Here is a 16,613-nt window from a genome sequence, read left to right as displayed (position 1 = left end):
CCCCCCGCACCATTCGATCCACAAAACCAATAACAACAGGTTCGACACCATGTTCCCGCGCCCTGTCCCGTCCGGCTGATCGCCGCCGCTTCATCACAGATTCTGCAAGCTCTTGCCTGCCCCGAAAATGGCGGCAACGGCCCCGTTCGACCCCAAAAAAATAACAAGAGACCCTGCGATGACTCATCCAATTGCGCCGTACGCATTTCCCGGCCTGATCGCCTTGGCCCTGACCGGCGTCGCCCTGCCCGCCGCCGCCGAAGAAGCCGGTTTCCTCGAAGGGGCGAAGGCCAACCTGAACCTGCGCAACTTCTACATCAACCGCAACTTCACCAACCCGACCAAGGCGCAGGGCAAGGCTGAAGAGTGGACGCAGAGCTTCATCCTCGACGCCAAATCCGGTTTCACTCAAGGCACCGTCGGCTTCGGCATGGACGTGCTCGGTCTGTATTCGGTCAAACTCGATGGCGGCAAAGGCACCGGCGGCACCCAACTGCTGCCGCTGGATCACGACGGGCGCCCGGCGGACACGTTCGGCCGCACCAACGTGGCGTTCAAGGCCAAGTTGTCGCAGACCGAAATCAAGGTCGGCGAATGGATGCCGGTGCTGCCGATCCTGCGTTCGGATGACGGGCGTTCGCTGCCGCAAACCTTCCGTGGCGGCCAGATCACCTCCAGGGAGATCGACGGCCTGACGCTTTACGGCGGGCAGTTCCGCGCCAACAGCCCGCGCGACGACAGCAGCATGAGCGACATGTCGATGTTCGGTAAACCGGCGTTCACCTCCGATCGCTTCAACTTTCAGGGTGCTGAATACCAGTTCAACGAAAAGCGCACGCAGATCGGCCTATGGAACGCCGAGCTCAAGGACATCTACAGCCAGCAATACGTCAACCTGATCCACAGCCAGCCACTGGGCGACTGGACCCTGGGCGCCAACCTCGGCTTCTTCTATGGCAAGGACGACGGCAGCGCCCGCGCCGGCGTACTCGACAACAAAACCTGGTCGGGAATGTTCTCCGCCCGGTACGGCGGCAACACCTTCTACGTCGGCCTGCAAAAACTCACTGGCGACAGCGCCTGGATGCGCGTCAACGGCACCAGCGGCGGCACCCTGGCCAACGACAGCTACAACGCCAGCTATGACAACGCGCAAGAGCGTTCATGGCAGGTGCGCCACGACTACAACTTCGCCGCCATGGGCATCCCCGGCCTGACCCTGATGAACCGCTACATCAGCGGCGACAACGTGCACACCGGGACCATCACCGACGGCAAGGAATGGGGGCGCGAATCGGAACTGGGCTACACCGTGCAGAGCGGCACCTTGCGCGACCTGAACGTGCGCTGGCGCAACTCGACCATGCGGCGTGACTTCAGCAACAACGAGTTCGACGAGAACCGTCTGATCATCAGTTATCCGATCAGCTTGCTCTGATTCGAGAATGGCCCCGGATTATCTGTAGGCGCTGCCGCAGGCTACGGTCTTGTGCTTTTTAAAAGCAAAAGATCGCAGCCTGCGGCAGCACCTACAGGTAAGGGAATATCAGAGAGCCATCCGTCAGGATCTGTGGCACTTCGCCGGGCCTCGGATAGAGTAGAAATTACCTGAAGGACTCAGGCGCCACACCTTCCCCGCTTCCGTTATCTGTAGTTGTTGGTCCTCAAGCTTTGGCCAGATTGTCATCGGAAGACACTGCTGATCATCGGAGGACCACCTCATGATCAATCTACTCAAGGCTGCACCCGACTGGGACGCCAAGGCGTACCAGCAGTTTTCCCGTCAACGCCAGCGCCCGGTCAATGAATTGCTCGACCGCGTCGAACTGGACTTCCCCAAACGCATTTACGACCTGGGTTGCGGCACCGGCATCGCCACGCAACTGCTGGCCGAGCGCTGGCCGCGTGCGCAGTTGCATGGGGTCGACAGCTCCGCACAGATGCTCGACGAGGCTCGTTGCCTGCCGATCAACGCGTTATGGAAAGAATGCGACCTGCTCGACTGGAAACCCGAACAACCCGCCGACCTGCTGCTCGCGGCGGCGGTGCTGCATTTCATTGGCGATCATCAACGACTGCTGCCGCGCCTGCTGGGGCATCTAAACCCCGGCGGCTGTCTGGCGGCGCACATGCCGGACTGGCGCGATGCGCGGTGGTATCGACTGATGCTCGAGACCCTCGACGAGCCCGGCCGTGGACACCCCCCTCTCGGCACACCAGAACTGCGCCAGCGCATGGCGGCGCGGCCGTTGTTGGCATTGGAGGATTACTACCGCTTGCTGGCGCCGCTGACCACGTCGCTGGACATCTGGGAAACCGAGCAATTGCAGGTGGTCGGCGGCAAGTCACCGATCTATGACTGGGTGAAAGTCTCGGCGCTGCGGCCGGTGATGCAGGCGCTGACGTTGCAGGAGCAGGCGCGGTTTATCTACCACTTCCTAATGCGCGTGCATGAGCATTATCCGCCGGAGAAAAACGGGCAGACGCTGTTTCCGTTCAAGCGGATTTTCATTGTCGCCAGCGTTTGAAGATCAAAAGATCGCAGCCTGCGGCAGCTCCTACAGGGAAACGCATTCCAAATGCAGAAGCTGCCACAGGCCCGAGCCGCGATCGGACGATCCGTTGAATCTAATGTTCACTCCCGGGATTCGACACCCAGCTCATCCCACACCGATTCGGCCAGATGAAACGTCGCATTCGCCGCCGGAATCCCGCAATAGATCGCACTCTGCATGATCACTTCCTTGATCTCGCCCCGGCTCACGCCGTTGTTCGCCGCGGCGCGCAAATGCAGTTTCAGCTCGGCCTCGCGGTTCATCCCGATCAGCATGGCGATGGTGATCAGGCTACGGGTGTGTCGCGGCAGGCCCGGGCGGGTCCAGATGTCGCCCCAGGCGTGGCGGGTGATCATCTCCTGGAACTCCGAGTTGAACTCGGTCAGCGCATTCAGGCTGCGATCGACGTGGGCATCGCCCAATACCGCGCGGCGGACTTGCAGGCCTTCGTCGTAACGTTGTTTCTCGTCCACAGACTTTCCCTCACTGAGCGTTCAAAAACGCCAACACACGATCGCTGAAATCGGCACCGGCCTGCACGTTGGACAGGTGCGCGGCGTAGAACTCGGCGTACTCGGCGCCGCGCACATGCTCCTGAATGAAATGCCCGCCGGACGGTGGCGTCACCGCGTCTTCAGTGCCGGCGATCACCAGTAGCGGCAGGTTGATCGAGGCCAGTTGCTCACGGAAATCGGCATCACGCACCGCCGCGCAATTGGCCGCATAACCTTCAGGCGAAGTCGCCGCGAGCATGTCGGTAATCTTCTTCGCAGCGGCCGGATTGGCCGCCGAAAAGTCCGGGGTGAACCAGCGGGCAATCGACGCATCGCGCAGCGCGAGCATCGCCGCCGGGCCGTCGCGCAACACGGTTTCGATGCGCGGATTCCACACCGACGGGTCGCCGATCTTCGCGGCGGTGTTGCACACGATCAGTTTGTGCAGACGGTGACCGGCATTGATCCCCAGCCACTGACCGATCAGGCCGCCCATCGACAATCCGCAGAAATGCGCGCGTTCGATGTGCAACGCATCGAGCAAGCCGAGCACATCCCGGCCCAGTTGCTCGATGCTGTACGGGCCTGGTGTCACCAACGACTGGCCGTGACCGCGGGTGTCGAAACGCAGCACCCGGAATTGTTCGGTGAACGCCGGCATCTGCGCGTCCCACATGTGCAGATCGGTGCCCAGCGAGTTGGACAGCACCAGCACCGGCGCCTCGGCCGGCCCATCCAATTGATAGTGCAGTTCGCCATCGGCGAGTTGAACGAAAGCCACAGCCCTCTCCTTCAGACAGTCAAAGCGTTGTGTTCGGCCACTGCGCGCTCGACCCAGACGTGCGCCTGGCCGAGGTAATGCGCGGGGTCGAGCAGATGATCCAGTTCAGCGCTGCTCAGTTCGGCAGTCACTTGCGGCTCGTCGCCGAGTACCCCGCGCAGATGGCGTTGCTCGGCCACCGCGCGTTTGCAGCATTGTTCGAGCAAGTGATGCGCGGTGTCGCGCCCGACCCGCTGGGCGAGGACGATGCTCACCGCTTCGGCCAGCACCAGCCCTTGGGTCAACTCGAGATTGCGCGCCATGCGTTCGGCATCGACTTCCAGACCATCGGCCAGCAGGCGCGCCTGTTGCAGCGCACCGGACACCAGGCAGCAGATTTCCGGCAGGGTTTCCCATTCGGCATGCCACAAGCCAAGGCTGCGTTCGTGCTCCTGAGGCATGGCGCTGAACAGCGTCGAGACCAGCCCCGGGACCCGGGTCGCCGCGCCGATCAACACCGCCGCGCCCACCGGATTGCGCTTGTGCGGCATGGTCGACGAACCGCCCTTGCCCGGCGCCGACGGCTCGAACACTTCCGCCGCTTCGGTCTGCATCAACAGACTGACGTCGCGCCCCAATTTGCCGAGGCTGCCGGCGATCAACCCGAGGACGGCGCCGAACTCGACGATGCGATCACGCTGGGTGTGCCACGGTTGCTCGGGCAGCGTCAGTTGCAGTTCTTCGGCCAGGGCCTGGGCAATCGGCAAGGCTTGCTCGCCGAGCGCCGCCAGCGTGCCGGACGCACCGCCAAACTGCAGCACCAGCAGCCGTGGCTTGAGTTCACGCAAACGCTGACGGCTGCGGGTCACCGCGCCGAGCCAACCGGCGATTTTCATCCCGAGGGTCACCGGTGTCGCGTGTTGCAGCCAAGTGCGTCCGGCCAGTGGCGTCGCCGCATGACGTTTGGCTTGAGTGGCGAGCGAATCGGCGAGGTCTGCCAGATCGCGCTCGATCAACGCCAGGGCCTGACGCAATTGCAGGACCAGCCCGGAATCCATCACGTCCTGACTGGTGGCGCCCAGGTGCACATAACGCTCGGCCTCGGCGTCGGTCGCAGCAATCTGCTTGCCGAGCGCCTTGACCAGTGGAATCGCCGAATTGCCCGCCGTGGCAATGGCTTCACCGAGCGCCGCGAAGTCATACAGGCTGGCGTCGCATGCGCCGGCTATCGGGGCAACGGCGGACGCCGGAATCACCCCGACCCGCGCCTCGGCCCGGGCCAGCGCCGCTTCGAAGTCGAGCATCGCCTGCACCCGGCCCTGATCGCAGAACACCTGGCGCATATCGCGGGCAGTGAAGTAGGCATCGAACAATTGATTGCCCGGTCGCTGAGTCATAAACAGTCCTTGCCGGCGCGGGCCAACGCGGCCCGCGCACAGGGTTTACAGATCGTGATGCAAGTACGCCGCCTGTTTCGGCAGGCGCAGGCTGAACAGGAACGCCACCGCCATCATCACCGTCACGTACCAGTAGAAAGCGTTTTCCATGCCCCCGGCCTTCAGGCTCAGGGCCACGTATTCGGCCGAACCGCCGAAGATCGCGTTGGCCACCGCGTAAGCCAGACCGACGCCGAGGGCGCGGACTTCCGGCGGGAACATTTCGGCTTTCACCAGGCCGCTGATCGAGGTGTAGAAACTGACAATCGCCAGCGCCACGGTGATCAGCACAAAAGCCAGGATCGGGCTGCTGATGCTTTTCAGGCTCAACAGGATCGGCACCGTGAACAACGTGCCAAGCGCACCGAACCAGAGCATCGAATTACGTCGGCCGATCTTGTCGGCGAGCATGCCGAACAGCGGCTGCATGCACATATACAGGAACAGCGCGCCGGTCATGATGTAGCTGGCGGTCTTGGCGTGCATGCCGGCGGTGTTCACCAGGTATTTCTGCATGTAGGTGGTAAAGGTGTAGAAAATCAGCGAGCCGCCGGCGGTGTAACCGAGCACGGTGATAAACGCCGCCTTGTGATCGCGGAACAGCGCACGGATGCTGCCGGCGTCCTTGTTCTCGCGCATTTCCTTGCTGGTGGTTTCTTTCAACGAACGGCGCAGGAACAGCGAAATCACCGCCGCCACCGCACCGACCACAAACGGAATCCGCCAGCCGTAAGCGCGCAGTTCGTCTTCGCTGAGGAACTGCTGCAGGATCACCACCAGCGACACCGCCAGCAGTTGCCCGCCGATCAGGGTCACGTACTGGAACGAGGCGAAGAACCCGCGCTGCCCCTTGAGCGCGACTTCACTCATGTAGGTCGCTGTGGTGCCGTACTCGCCACCTACCGACAAGCCTTGCAGCAGACGCGCGAACAGCAACAGCAGCGGCGCCCAGACACCGATGCTGGCATACGTCGGCAAACAGGCGATGAGCAGCGAGCCGAAGCACATCATCAGCACCGAAATCATCATCGAAGTCTTGCGGCCCTTCTTGTCCGCCAGCCGCCCGAAAATCCAGCCGCCAATCGGGCGCATCAGGAACCCGGCGGCGAACACCCCGGCCGTGTTGACCAGTTGCACCGTGGGGTTGTCGGAAGGGAAAAACGCCGGGGCGAAATAGATCGCGCAAAAGGCGTAGACATAGAAGTCGAACCATTCGACCAGGTTGCCGGACGAGGCACCGACAATGGCGAAGATGCGCTTGCTGCGCTCCTCGCCGGTGTAATGAGCGGTGGTAGTTGTCATTGTTTTTTACTCTGAAGGGACAGGTGAGAGTCTAGACACACTTCGCAACAGTCCCGTTCCACATTGGATCAGCAACACCGTTCTCTTGTAGGAGTGAGCCTGCTCGCGATGGCGGTGTGTCATTCGGACCATTTAAATCTGACACACCGCGATCGCGAGCAGGCTCACTCCTACAGGGATTGGCGGTGTTCCTCAGTAATCGAAGAACACGGTCTCGGCATCAGTACCCTGCAAAATCACATTCCACTGATAAACACCCGACGCATCCGGCTTCGCCAGCAACGTCCCGCGACGCTCGGCTGGTACGCATTCCAGCAGCGGATCATTCACATTCGCCGGCTCGCCTTCAAAGTAGATGCGCGTCAGCAAGTGCTTGACCAGGCCACGGGCAAACACCAGCACCACCAGGTGCGGCGCCTGGGTCGAGCCCTTCAGGCCTTCGACCGTGCCCGGCTTGATCGTGGTGAAACGGAAACGCCCTTCAGCGTCCACCGGCACCCGGCCGAAACCTTCGAAATGCGGGTCCAGCGGTTTTTCCTGCTCGTCTTCCGGGTGCGCGTACTTGCCGGCGGCGTTGGCCTGCCAGACTTCGAGCATGGCGTCGTTGACCACATCGCCGTTGCCGTCAACGACTTGGCCGGTGATCGCCACGCGCTCGCCGAGGGTTTGTTCGACCGCGAGGTTTTCGCGGTTCAGCCAGGTCAGGCCGATGTGGTAGTACGGCCCGACGGTGTGGGACGTGGTGGCAGTCAGCGTCATCTTATTTCTCCATCGGCGTGGCGTCGCGGCCGCGCAAGACGATGTCCCAGCGATAGCCGAGGGCGTAGGACGGAATGGTTTTTTCCAGATCGAAAGCGGCGATCAGACGTTCCTTGGCGGAGGTGTCCGGCACGCAGTTGTAGATCGGGTCGTAGGCCAGCAGCGGATCGCCGGGGAAGTACATCTGTGTCACCAGACGGGTGAGGATGCTCGGCCCGAACAGCGAAAAATGGATGTGCGCCGGGCGCCACGCGTTGTGGTGGTTGCCCCACGGATAGGCGCCGGGCTTGATGGTCTGGAACTGATACCAGCCGTCGGCGTCGGTCACGGTGCGGCCGGTGCCGGTGAAGTTCGGGTCCAGCGGCGCGTCATGCAGGTCACGCTTGTGGTTATAGCGGCCGGCGGCGTTGGCCTGCCAGATCTCCACCAGAATCCCCGGCACCGGCAGACCGTTTTCGTCGAGCACACGGCCGTGAATGATGATCCGCTCGCCCAACGGTTCGCCGTCGTGCTGGGCGGTCAGGTCATTGTCTTTCTCGGCGACGCGTTCGGCACCGATGGTCGGGCCGGTGATCTCCGACAACGAATGCGGCAGAAACACCAACGGCTTGGACGGCGAGCGCAGGTTGGTGGATTGATACGTCGGGTGCAGGTACTCAGGCTGGGTGCCTTCCTGCGGACGACGGTAGCCAGGCTTGTCAGTCATTTCGCTTTCCTCTGTTCTTAGTCGTCACGGCTTGCGTCAGACGCGTTCGATGGCCAGGGCCAGACCTTGGCCGACACCGACGCACATGGTCGCCAGACCTTTCTTGCCGCCGGTCTTTTCCAGCTGATGCAGCGCGGTCAGCACCAGACGCGCGCCGCTCATGCCCAACGGGTGCCCCAGAGCAATCGCGCCACCGTTCGGATTGACCTGCGCCGCGTCGTCGGCCAGACCCAATTCACGCAGCACCGCCAGGCCTTGGCTGGCGAAGGCTTCGTTGAGTTCGATCACATCGAAATCGCTGACCGCCACGCCGAGGCGTTCGATGAGCTTGCGCACCGCTGGCACCGGGCCGATGCCCATCACGCGTGGCGCAACCCCGGCGCTGGCCATGCCGAGCACTTTGGCGCGGGCGGTCAGGCCGTGTTTTTTCACCGCTTCAGCCGAAGCGAGAATCAGCGCCGCAGCACCGTCGTTGACCCCCGAGGCATTGCCGGCGGTGACGGTCTTGTCCGCGCCGTTGACCGGTTTCAATTTGCTCAGTGCTTCAATCGTGGTGTCGGCACGTGGATGTTCGTCCTGGCTGACCACGGTTTCGCCCTTCTTGTGGGCGATGCGCACTTCGACGATTTCCTCGGCGAAGTAGCCAACGGCCTGCGCGGCGGCAGTGCGTTGCTGGCTGCGCAGGGCAAACGCGTCCTGATCGGCGCGCGACACTTTATAGTCGTCGGCGACGTTGTCGGCGGTCTGCGGCATCGCGTCGACGCCGTACTGGGCTTTCATCAACGGATTGATAAAGCGCCAGCCGATGGTGGTGTCTTCCAGTTTCATGTTGCGCGAAAACGCGGCATCCGCCTTGCCCATCACGAACGGCGCGCGGGACATCGACTCGACGCCGCCGGCAATCGCCAGCTCCATCTCGCCGCTGGCAATCGCACGGAATGCCGTACCGATCGCGTCCATGCCCGAAGCGCAGAGACGGTTGAGGGTCACGCCCGGGACGGTTTCCGGCAGGCCGGCCAGCAGCAGCGCCATGCGTGCCACGTTGCGGTTGTCTTCGCCGGCCTGGTTGGCGCAGCCGAGGAACACTTCGTCAATCGCGTTCCAGTCCACCGAGGGATTGCGTTCCATCAGTGCCTTGATCGGCACAGCGGCCAGGTCGTCGGCGCGCACGGCGGACAAACCACCGCCGAACCGGCCGATGGGGGTACGAATCGCGTCGCAGATATACACGTCACGCATCATGCTTCTCCCGGTGCCTGGCCGTGGGCCGCGGCAGTGCGCGCTTCGAGGTCGCGCAGCGCAGTCAGTTCGACCGCGGTCGGTGCGGCAGTGGTTTCAACAGTGTCGGCAAAACGAATGGCCCAACCGGTGGCCGCGACCACTTGTTCACGGGTCACGCCCGGGTGCAGCGCGGTGACCACGAATTCATGGGTGTCCGCTTCCGGTTCCATGATGCACAGGTCAGTGATGATCCCGACCGGACCGGCGCCCGGCAGGCCCAGACGTTTGCGCGAATCGCCGCCCTCGCCGTGACCGACCGAGGTAATGAAGTCGAGCTTGTCGACGAACGACCGCGCCGACTGTTTGAGGATGATCAGCACGCTTTTCGCCGAACCGGCGATTTCCGGCGCGCCACCGGCACCCGGCAGACGCACTTTCGGCGCGTGATAGTCGCCGACCACGGTGGTGTTGATGTTGCCGAAACGGTCGACCTGCGCGGCGCCGAGAAAACCGACGTCGATGCGTCCGCCCTGCAGCCAATAACGAAAAATCTCACCGGTGGGGACGACCGTGTCAGCGGTTTCCGCCAGTTCGCCGTCACCGATCGACAGCGGCAGCACGCTTGGCTTGGCGCCAATCGGGCCGGATTCGTATATCAGCACCACGTCCGGCGATGAAGTCAGGCGCGCGAGGTTGGCGGCTTTCGACGGCAGGCCGATGCCAACGAAGCACACCGAGCCGTTCTTCAGGCGACGGGCCGCCGCGACGGTCATCATTTCATTGGTGGTGTAAGTCATTACTTGGCCTCCGAAGCAGCGGCCAACTTGGCCTGGAACTCGCTGAAGTCAGCGCAGCCATGGATGTATTCGTTGATCCACGCGGTAAACGTCTCACGGTCGCGAGCGATCGGATCCCACGCCTGATAGAAGCGATTGTCGCGCTCGGTGTAACCGTGGGCGTAGGACGGGTGCGCGCCGCCGGGTACGTGGCAGACCGCGCTCAAGGCCCAGGTCGGCAGCACGCAGGCGTTCATCGGTGCGTTGAGGTTATCGACGATTTCCTCGACGGTGACGATGCAGCGCTTGGCGGCCAGCGCCGCTTCTTTCTGCACCCCGAGAATGCCCCACAGCAGCACGTTGCCCTGACGGTCGGCTTTCTGCGCATGGATCACGGTGACGTCCGGACGCACCGACGGCACCGCCGCCAGCACTTCACCGGTGAACGGGCAGGTGACCGATTTGATCAGCGGATTGACCTTCGGCAGGTCGGAGCCGGCGTAGGCCCGCAGCACAGCGAACGGCAGGCCGGACGCGCCGGCGACGTAGGCATTGGCCAGGTCGGCGTGGCTGTGTTCTTCGATCTCCAGCGCATGCGGCCATTGTTTCTCGACTGCATCGCGCAGACGGTGCAGCGAACCCACACCCGGATTGCCGCCCCAGGAAAAGATCAGCTTGCGTGCACAACCGGCACCGATCAGTTGGTCGTAGATCAGGTCAGGCGTCATCCGCACCAGGGTCAGATCTTTCTTGCCCTGACGAATGATTTCATGACCCGCCGCCGTAGGGATCAGGTGAGTGAAGCCTTCGAGCGCGACGGTGTCGCCGTCGTTGACGAATTGCTTCACCGCGTCGTGCAGCGAAAGGATCTCAGCCATGGAGCAGGCTCCCGTTTTTGTAGTGAATCGCCAGTGATAAAAAGGCGCGAGGTTCAGCGCCGGAGTCACTGCAGATTAAGCCGCTGAAAATCGCCAAACAATCCGATAATCGACTGAGCGTTCGTTTATCGAACAGATTGTTGTCTACCTATCGGTTCGTGTTGCCTGCAAAAGATCGCAGCCTTCGGCAGCTCCTACAGGGTTACGCGTTCACATGTAGGAGCTGCCGAAGGCTGCGATCTTTTCGCTTTACATCGAAATATCAGGTGGCATCCGCATGACTGACCATGCCTTTGATCACCACCGCCGTGGTCGCCAACGCCGCCGGAATCACCAGCGCCGTCAGCACCTGCTCGAAATTCCAGCCCAGGCCCAACAACGTCGCGCCCATCCACGCCCCGAGAATCGCGCCGAAGCGGCCGATCCCGAGCATCCACGAAACACCGGTCGCCCGGCCCTGAGTCGGATAAAAACGCGCCGCCAGCGACGGCATCGCCGATTGCGCGCCGTTGACGCACATACCGGCCACCAGCACCAGGGTCGCGAGCAAGGTGATGTTGCCCAGGCTCTGCCCCACTGCGTAGGCAAACACCCCGGCCAGCAGGTAGAACGTGCCGATGACCTTGTGCGGATTGAAGCGGTCCATCGCCCAGCCCACCGCAACCGCGCTCAACACCCCGCCGAACTGGAACAGCGCACCTATGAACGCCGCCTGCTCCATGCTCGCGCCGCTGTCACGCATCAGGGTCGGCAGCCAACTGGTCAGCAGATACACGATGACCAGGCCCATGAAGTAAGTCAGCCACAGCAACAAGGTGCCGGCGCTGTAGGTGCCGGAGAAGATCACCGCGAACACGTTACGCGCCTTGACGGTTTTCTGCTCCGGCACGCTGAAGCTCGAGGCCTGGGCCACGGCAACCGGATCGATCGGCGACAAGGTCTTGCGGACTTTGTCGGTGCCGCGATTGCGCACCACCAGATAGCGCGCCGATTCCGGCAGCCAGAACAGCAGCACCACCGCGAGGATCAGCGGCAGAATCCCGCCGATCAGCAGCAGACTGTGCCAGCCGAACGCCGGGATCAGCTTCGCCGAAATGAAGCCGCCACCGGCCATGCCGAGGTTGAAGCCGCAGAACATACTGGTCACCAGCAACGACTTCTTGCGCTCCGGGGTGTATTCCGAAAGCAGCGTGGTGGCGTTGGGCATGCCCGCGCCCAGCCCGAGACCGGTGAGGAAACGCAGCACCAGCAGTTGCTCGACGTTGGTGCTGTACGCCGAGGCCAGGCTGAAGGCGCCAAACAACAGGACGGCGCCGACCAGTACGACTTTGCGCCCGAAGCGGTCAGCCAGAGGGCCGGAGCCGAGTGCGCCAAAGACCATGCCGATCAGCGCGGCACTCATCACCGGGCCAAGGCTGGCGCGGTCGATGCCCCAGTCTTGGGACAAGGCCGGGGCGATAAAGCCCATCGCGGCGGTGTCGAGGCCGTCGAGAAACACAATCAGGAAACACAGGATCACCACCCGCCATTGATAGCGCGAGATCGGTTGGGCATTGATGAAGGTCTGCACGTCGAGGCAGTTACCTACAGCGGACTGAGGCTGGTTCATTATTTTTATTCCACGCAAAAAACGCAGTCGAACGGCGGCCGGCCAAAGCGCGGCACGGTCACAAGAATAGAAGATCGGGATCAGGCGTTGCGGTGAATCCGGCAACAGGGGATGGGGCTGAGACAGTCGGGGAGCATGCGCATGGTGAGTTGCCTCTTGTCATTATTATGGGAGTCGACAATCCGGCAGGCTCATTCACATGCGCCGGATGACGCTGCCGCGACATTAAAGAGCGAAGGGTTTTAGCGTCAATTCGATAAACGCAACACTGTGCGTTTATCGAACAGCTTCATCAGGCGAACAACTGCGCGCTGAGGTCGCGGCTGGCGCTCAGCAGGCCCGGCAGGAAGCGCTGCTCCAGCTCGGTGCGGCTGACGCGACCGGCGTGGGTGCTGACGTTGAGCGCCGCGACCACCTGGCCCGACGCATCGTAGACCGGCACCGCAATCGAACGCAGGCCTTGTTCGAGTTCCTGATCGACGATGCACCAGCCCTGCTGCCGCACTTCCTGCAGGCACTCGAGCAACGCTTGCGGGGTGTGCAGGGTGCGGCTGGTCTTGGCCACCAGTTCGGCATGGTCGAGGTATTCGCCCAGCGAAGTGTCGTCCAGCGCCGCCAGCAGGATGCGGCCCATCGATGTGCAATAGGCCGGCAAACGCCCGCCCACCGACAGGTCCACCGAAATCAGCCGCTGCGTGGTCGCCGAACGGGCGATATAAAGAATGTCGTCGCCTTCAAGCGTCGCCATGTTGCAGGCCTCGTGCAACTGCTCGCTCATCCGGTCGAGGTACGGCTGGGCCGAAACCGCCAGAGGCGTCGAAGACAGATACGCGTGGCCGAGGGTCAGCACTTTGGGCAGCAACGAATAGGTGCGGCCATCGGTGGTGGCGTAACCCAGTTTGATCAAGGTGTGCAGGCACCGGCGCACGGCGGCGCGAGGGATTTCCGTGCGGTGACTGATCTGGGCGATGGTCAAATGCCGTTTGCGCTCTTGAAACGCTTGCACCACCGCGAGACCACGGGCCAGCGAGGTCATGAAATCCGGATCGCCCGTCAGCGCCTGAATGCGCTTGGCCGGCGAAGCGACGATCGGCGGCGCCACGGAGGTGAAGGAGTTGCGCATTTGATCGTTCATTTCTTGTCCTTTTTTCCGGCACGGATCAATGGCTATACAAACGGCTCGCCGGCCGATGCACAAGGGCCGGGATGCCAAGATTGGGCGATTATCGAACCGTCGACCGATTATCGCAATCGCCCTCGTCGGCTCTATCCGGCCTGCAGGGAATGTTTTTTCAACTTGTCGAGCCGCTGGATCGATCGCTTAGTTGTTCGACTTAATGACGCCAGAAACTCAACACCGGGCCAATAACGGTTTGAGACGACTGCAACTACCGATAAAAATTGTCAGTCATAAAACAATCACACATCCGGAACCGTTTTTAACTTGGCAAAGATAGTCATTCCCGAATCGACCGCTATAATGCATTTCAGTGGCGCCCGGTTTTATTCGCCGTGACCGCCACCCGCCGAAGCGATGCCAATCGCCCACAGCCCCGGCCAGCGCTGACGCGAATGACTCATGCAACGCCAGCACTCGCTGAAACAGGAAACTGATGCTGCGTCAGTTTTAATCTGGTGCCGTAGCCGCCTGCAACATGGAAGTCTTGATCGCCCTGCCGATAACACCAATGCCCGTCCGGGTATTGCCTGTCGGTGGACCCGCTCAATCGATTCATTGCAGTGCGTTTCACCAGACATTTATCTCAACTCAAACAGGTAGCACTGTGACGAAAGACGAACTGCGCGCGGAACTTGAGCGCCAGGAACAACGTTACAAGGAAGTTTACGGCGGGGAAGTCACCACCTACGCCGCTCAACCCGAACCGGAACGCAAGGCATGGCGTAAACGCCCGACTGTCCAGGATCAGGTTTTCCAGCAAGAACTGAAAAAAATGGAAGAAGAACTCAAAACCGAAGAGCCATGAACGGACAATTCTGAGTTTTTCGAGGGTTTGCGTCGGCACCGGTTACAAGCGCGGTGATGCGACGATGCCTTGCGCGCCCGCTACCCGCGGGCAGCGGCCACCTCCCCCGTCCTGCACGGTAATGGAGCGTGTCGTACAGGTCTCAGAGATATTTCACACAAGCGTTTGAGCCGTCTCCGAACCCGGCAAAACCCTTGCCTGCGCGGTATTTTTTCAGGCTAATCAAGCAGTTGTAAAACCCTGCAAAATACTCGGCCATTGCACCTTGCAACAATTTAATTCGTTGAAGTGGGCAACCGATGAGCAGGTAGGGGATCGATTTCCAGTCTTTTCTGGCATAATCGCGCCCCCTTATGACCGGGTCAGAAAACCTTCATGATCGATTTATTCAGCGGACTGGATGCTTGGGTGCTTGTGAGCCTCTTGCTCGCCCTGACGTTTGTCCTCGCCTTCGAGTTCATCAATGGATTTCATGACACCGCTAACGCGGTAGCCACTGTTATCTACACCAAAGCCATGCCGCCTCACCTGGCGGTGTTCTTCTCCGGTGTGTTCAATTTCCTCGGCGTGTTGCTGGGCGGCGTTGGCGTGGCGTATGCCATTGTTCACCTGCTGCCGGTGGAACTGCTGATCAATGTGAACACCGGCCATGGCCTGGCGATGGTGTTCTCGTTGCTCGCCGCAGCCATCGCCTGGAACCTGGGCACCTGGTACTTCGGTATCCCGGCGTCGAGTTCGCACACCCTGATCGGCTCGATCCTCGGTGTTGGCCTGGCCAACGCCCTGATCAACGACATTCCGTTGGGCGACGGCGTGAACTGGCAGAAAGCGATCGACATCGGCGCCTCGCTGGTGTTCTCGCCAATGGCCGGTTTCCTGGTCGCAGCCCTGGTGCTGATCGGCCTGAAATGGTGGCGCCCGCTGTCGAAGATGCACAAGACGCCGGAACAGCGCCGCAAGATCGACGACAAGAAGCACCCGCCGTTCTGGAATCGCCTGGTGCTGGTGATGTCGGCCATGGCCATGAGCTTCGTGCACGGTTCCAACGATGGTCAGAAAGGCATCGGCCTGATCATGCTGGTGCTGATAGGTATCGTGCCGGCGCAGTTCGTCCTCGACCTGAACAGCACCACCTACCAGATCGAACGCACCCGCGATGCGACCCTGCACCTGAGCCAGTTCTACCAGCGCAACTCCGCGACCCTCGGCGAGTTCCTGGCCCTGGGCAAGAGCGTAGAAGGCGACCTGCCGGAGAAATTCCGCTGCAACCCGCAGCAGACCGAACCGACCATTTCCGCCCTGCTGCACACGCTCAAAGGGGTCTCGGACTACCACTCGCTGCCGGCTGAAAGCCGCATCGAAGTGCGTCGCTACCTGCTATGCCTGGACGACACCGCGAAGAAAGTCGCCAAGCTGCCGGGCGTTGAAGCCCGCGAAAAGGCTGACCTGGACAAACTGCGCAAAGACCTGACCACCACCACCGAATACGCCCCGTTCTGGGTGATTCTGGCAGTGGCACTGGCGCTGGGCCTGGGCACCATGATCGGCTGGAAACGCGTTGTGCTGACCATCGGCGAGAAGATCGGCAAGCAAGGCATGACCTATGCCCAAGGCATGTCGGCCCAGATCACCGCCGCGAGCATGATCGGCCTGGCCAACATCTTCAGCCTGCCAGTGTCCACCACCCACGTCCTGTCCTCGGGCGTGGCCGGTACCATGGTTGCGAACAAGAGCGGCCTGCAAGGTGGCACCGTGCGTACCATTCTGCTGGCCTGGGTCCTGACCCTGCCGGCGACGGTGGCGCTGTCGGCTGGTTTGTTCTGGCTGGCGTCGAAGGCGTTGGGTAGTTGATAGACTGCTTCAAGCTGTGATGAAGAAAGGCGCGATTCGAGAGAATCGCGCTTTTTTTTGCGTTTGGGATTTGGGGGCATATCCGTTGCTGCGGGGGTTGCTGCTGGCGGTTTCGTTCTTACAGCGAGTCACTTTTTCCAAACGCCGGAATGCCGGCCCAGCGAAAAAATAACCCAAAAGGCTTTGCCCCGGCGTACGGCCTGCCGAAGGGGCTGAAGGTCAAAAACCACATCAAAAGCCAAAGCCAAAGCCAAAGCCAAAGCCAAAGCAGATCAAAAGAT

At 61.6% G+C, this 16,613-nt stretch carries 15 protein-coding genes; 4 read left to right on the top strand and 11 right to left on the bottom strand.

Annotated elements, in window-relative coordinates; genetic code table 11:
- Nucleotides 1-178: 178 nt before the first annotated feature.
- On the top strand, nucleotides 179-1,438 hold the full coding sequence (locus tag J5M57_RS23130; RefSeq protein WP_207847038.1) for an OprD family porin: 1,260 nt from the start codon (nucleotides 179-181) through the stop codon (nucleotides 1,436-1,438).
- 283 nt (nucleotides 1,439-1,721) lie between these two features.
- A complete protein-coding gene (locus tag J5M57_RS23125) occupies nucleotides 1,722-2,528 on the top strand; it encodes a methyltransferase domain-containing protein (RefSeq protein ID WP_207847040.1) in 807 nt (268 codons plus the stop codon).
- A gap of 107 nt (nucleotides 2,529-2,635) precedes the next feature.
- On the opposite strand, the gene pcaC is transcribed toward J5M57_RS23125, so the two are convergent.
- The 11 genes from pcaC to pcaR all read right to left on the bottom strand — a co-directional run bounded on the left by pcaC (nucleotide 2,636) and on the right by pcaR (nucleotide 13,631).
- Complete coding sequence (pcaC, locus tag J5M57_RS23120) at nucleotides 2,636-3,028, bottom strand: 4-carboxymuconolactone decarboxylase (RefSeq protein ID WP_003222417.1); 393 nt, start codon at nucleotides 3,026-3,028, stop codon at nucleotides 2,636-2,638.
- A 10-nt stretch (nucleotides 3,029-3,038) separates the two neighbouring features.
- Nucleotides 3,039-3,830 (bottom strand): 3-oxoadipate enol-lactonase, encoded by a 792-nt coding sequence (gene pcaD / locus J5M57_RS23115; protein WP_169841116.1) that lies wholly within the window; start codon nucleotides 3,828-3,830, stop codon nucleotides 3,039-3,041.
- A gap of 11 nt (nucleotides 3,831-3,841) precedes the next feature.
- Complete coding sequence (locus tag J5M57_RS23110; RefSeq protein WP_207847043.1) at nucleotides 3,842-5,206, bottom strand: 3-carboxy-cis,cis-muconate cycloisomerase; 1,365 nt, start codon at nucleotides 5,204-5,206, stop codon at nucleotides 3,842-3,844.
- Nucleotides 5,207-5,251: 45 nt separating this feature from the next.
- Complete coding sequence (locus tag J5M57_RS23105) at nucleotides 5,252-6,547, bottom strand: MFS family transporter (protein ID WP_041070509.1); 1,296 nt, start codon at nucleotides 6,545-6,547, stop codon at nucleotides 5,252-5,254.
- A 192-nt stretch (nucleotides 6,548-6,739) separates the two neighbouring features.
- Nucleotides 6,740-7,306 (bottom strand): protocatechuate 3,4-dioxygenase subunit alpha, encoded by a 567-nt coding sequence (gene pcaG / locus J5M57_RS23100; protein ID WP_207847045.1) that lies wholly within the window; start codon nucleotides 7,304-7,306, stop codon nucleotides 6,740-6,742.
- 1 nt (nucleotide 7,307) lies between these two features.
- Complete coding sequence (gene pcaH, locus J5M57_RS23095) at nucleotides 7,308-8,012, bottom strand: protocatechuate 3,4-dioxygenase subunit beta (protein ID WP_027614394.1); 705 nt, start codon at nucleotides 8,010-8,012, stop codon at nucleotides 7,308-7,310.
- Between the two features lie 36 nt (nucleotides 8,013-8,048).
- A complete protein-coding gene (gene pcaF, locus J5M57_RS23090; RefSeq protein ID WP_207847046.1) occupies nucleotides 8,049-9,254 on the bottom strand; it encodes a 3-oxoadipyl-CoA thiolase in 1,206 nt (401 codons plus the stop codon).
- Nucleotides 9,251-10,030 carry a CoA-transferase subunit beta gene (locus J5M57_RS23085; protein WP_207847047.1) on the bottom strand — a complete coding sequence of 260 codons (780 nt, stop codon included), beginning with the start codon at nucleotides 10,028-10,030 and terminating at the stop codon, nucleotides 9,251-9,253. Before J5M57_RS23085 ends, pcaF begins: the two co-directional genes overlap by 4 nt.
- Nucleotides 10,030-10,887, bottom strand: a complete 858-nt coding sequence (locus J5M57_RS23080) for a CoA transferase subunit A (RefSeq protein WP_003222404.1) — start codon at nucleotides 10,885-10,887, stop codon at nucleotides 10,030-10,032. Before J5M57_RS23080 ends, J5M57_RS23085 begins: the two co-directional genes overlap by 1 nt.
- A 262-nt stretch (nucleotides 10,888-11,149) precedes the next feature.
- Complete coding sequence (locus tag J5M57_RS23075) at nucleotides 11,150-12,496, bottom strand: MFS transporter (protein ID WP_096797042.1); 1,347 nt, start codon at nucleotides 12,494-12,496, stop codon at nucleotides 11,150-11,152.
- A gap of 292 nt (nucleotides 12,497-12,788) precedes the next feature.
- Nucleotides 12,789-13,631: a pca regulon transcriptional regulator PcaR gene (gene pcaR, locus J5M57_RS23070; RefSeq protein WP_064586359.1), complete on the bottom strand. Its 843-nt coding sequence runs from the start codon at nucleotides 13,629-13,631 to the stop codon at nucleotides 12,789-12,791.
- Nucleotides 13,632-14,280: 649 nt separating this feature from the next.
- Here pcaR and J5M57_RS23065 point away from each other — a divergent pair.
- A complete protein-coding gene (locus J5M57_RS23065) occupies nucleotides 14,281-14,481 on the top strand; it encodes a hypothetical protein (protein ID WP_003222398.1) in 201 nt (66 codons plus the stop codon).
- A 375-nt stretch (nucleotides 14,482-14,856) separates the two neighbouring features.
- Nucleotides 14,857-16,332, top strand: a complete 1,476-nt coding sequence (locus J5M57_RS23060) for an inorganic phosphate transporter (protein ID WP_064586358.1) — start codon at nucleotides 14,857-14,859, stop codon at nucleotides 16,330-16,332.
- Nucleotides 16,333-16,613 lie beyond the last annotated feature (281 nt).

It is taken from the genome of Pseudomonas sp. 86_A, assembly GCF_017491705.1.
Classification (GTDB): domain Bacteria; phylum Pseudomonadota; class Gammaproteobacteria; order Pseudomonadales; family Pseudomonadaceae; genus Aquipseudomonas; species Aquipseudomonas koreensis.
The sequence above is the reverse complement of the archived record's forward strand: the minus strand, read 5'-3'. Positions and strand labels throughout refer to the sequence as shown.

Excerpts from the sequence above, each read along its gene's own strand:
- J5M57_RS23130 (WP_207847038.1), top strand. The coding sequence starts at position 179 with ATGACTCATCCAATTGCGCCGTACGCATTTCCCGGCCTGATCGCCTTG.
- J5M57_RS23125 (WP_207847040.1), top strand. The coding sequence starts at position 1,722 with ATGATCAATCTACTCAAGGCTGCACCCGACTGGGACGCCAAGGCGTAC.
- J5M57_RS23110 (WP_207847043.1), bottom strand. The coding sequence starts at position 5,206 with ATGACTCAGCGACCGGGCAATCAATTGTTCGATGCCTACTTCACTGCC.
- J5M57_RS23105 (WP_041070509.1), bottom strand. The coding sequence starts at position 6,547 with ATGACAACTACCACCGCTCATTACACCGGCGAGGAGCGCAGCAAGCGC.
- pcaG (WP_207847045.1), bottom strand. The coding sequence starts at position 7,306 with ATGACGCTGACTGCCACCACGTCCCACACCGTCGGGCCGTACTACCAC.
- pcaH (WP_027614394.1), bottom strand. The coding sequence starts at position 8,012 with ATGACTGACAAGCCTGGCTACCGTCGTCCGCAGGAAGGCACCCAGCCT.
- pcaF (WP_207847046.1), bottom strand. The coding sequence starts at position 9,254 with ATGATGCGTGACGTGTATATCTGCGACGCGATTCGTACCCCCATCGGC.
- J5M57_RS23085 (WP_207847047.1), bottom strand. The coding sequence starts at position 10,030 with ATGACTTACACCACCAATGAAATGATGACCGTCGCGGCGGCCCGTCGC.
- J5M57_RS23080 (WP_003222404.1), bottom strand. The coding sequence starts at position 10,887 with ATGGCTGAGATCCTTTCGCTGCACGACGCGGTGAAGCAATTCGTCAAC.
- J5M57_RS23075 (WP_096797042.1), bottom strand. The coding sequence starts at position 12,496 with ATGAACCAGCCTCAGTCCGCTGTAGGTAACTGCCTCGACGTGCAGACC.
- pcaR (WP_064586359.1), bottom strand. The coding sequence starts at position 13,631 with ATGAACGATCAAATGCGCAACTCCTTCACCTCCGTGGCGCCGCCGATC.
- J5M57_RS23060 (WP_064586358.1), top strand. The coding sequence starts at position 14,857 with ATGATCGATTTATTCAGCGGACTGGATGCTTGGGTGCTTGTGAGCCTC.